The sequence below is a fragment of the Pseudomonas sp. SIMBA_067 genome (genome assembly GCF_046534675.1).
In the GTDB taxonomy this organism is placed as follows: domain Bacteria; phylum Pseudomonadota; class Gammaproteobacteria; order Pseudomonadales; family Pseudomonadaceae; genus Aquipseudomonas; species Aquipseudomonas putida.
In genome coordinates, this window is the sequence record NZ_JAWRYH010000031.1 from 1 (window position 1) to 1,473 (window position 1,473).

Here is a 1,473-nt window from a genome sequence, read left to right on the forward strand (position 1 = left end):
TCATCTTCACCACCACAATTTGGCGTCTTAGGCGCAAATTGCTTGGGTGTTATATGGTCAAGCCTCACGGGCAATTAGTATTGGTTAGCTCAACGCCTCACAGCGCTTACACACCCAACCTATCAACGTCGTAGTCTTCGACGGCCCTTTAGGGGATTCAAGATCCCAGTGAGATCTCATCTTGAGGCAAGTTTCCCGCTTAGATGCTTTCAGCGGTTATCTCTTCCGAACATAGCTACCCGGCAATGCCACTGGCGTGACAACCGGAACACCAGAGGTTCGTCCACTCCGGTCCTCTCGTACTAGGAGCAGCCCCTCTCAAATCTCAAACGTCCACGGCAGATAGGGACCGAACTGTCTCACGACGTTCTAAACCCAGCTCGCGTACCACTTTAAATGGCGAACAGCCATACCCTTGGGACCGGCTTCAGCCCCAGGATGTGATGAGCCGACATCGAGGTGCCAAACACCGCCGTCGATATGAACTCTTGGGCGGTATCAGCCTGTTATCCCCGGAGTACCTTTTATCCGTTGAGCGATGGCCCTTCCATACAGAACCACCGGATCACTAAGACCTACTTTCGTACCTGCTCGACGTGTGTGTCTCGCAGTCAAGCGCGCTTTTGCCTTTATACTCTACGACCGATTTCCGACCGGTCTGAGCGCACCTTCGTACTCCTCCGTTACTCTTTGGGAGGAGACCGCCCCAGTCAAACTACCCACCATACACTGTCCTCGATCCGGATAACGGACCTGAGTTAGAACCTCAAAGTTGCCAGGGTGGTATTTCAAGGATGGCTCCATGAGAACTGGCGTCCCCACTTCAAAGCCTCCCACCTATCCTACACAAGCAAATTCAAAGTCCAGTGCAAAGCTATAGTAAAGGTTCACGGGGTCTTTCCGTCTAGCCGCGGATACACTGCATCTTCACAGCGATTTCAATTTCACTGAGTCTCGGGTGGAGACAGCGCCGCCATCGTTACGCCATTCGTGCAGGTCGGAACTTACCCGACAAGGAATTTCGCTACCTTAGGACCGTTATAGTTACGGCCGCCGTTTACCGGGGCTTCGATCAAGAGCTTCGCTTGCGCTAACCCCATCAATTAACCTTCCGGCACCGGGCAGGCGTCACACCCTATACGTCCACTTTCGTGTTTGCAGAGTGCTGTGTTTTTAATAAACAGTCGCAGCGGCCTGGTATCTTCGACCGGCATGGGCTTACGGAGCAAGTCCTTGACCCTCGCCGGCGCACCTTCTCCCGAAGTTACGGTGCCATTTTGCCTAGTTCCTTCACCCGAGTTCTCTCAAGCGCCTTGGTATTCTCTACCTAACCACCTGTGTCGGTTTGGGGTACGGTTCCCAGTTATCTGAAGCTTAGGAGCTTTTCTTGGAAGCATGGTATCAACCACTTCGTCGCCTAATGGCAACTCGTCATCAGCTCTCGGCCTTGAAATCCCGGATTTGCCTAAGATT

Annotated in this window: 1 rRNA gene; it reads right to left on the reverse strand. The window is 52.9% G+C overall.

The features are described from left to right. Positions 1-53: 53 nt before the first annotated feature. Positions 54-1,473: ribosomal RNA gene (locus SB765_RS27895) — 23S ribosomal RNA — on the reverse strand; the annotation flags it as partial.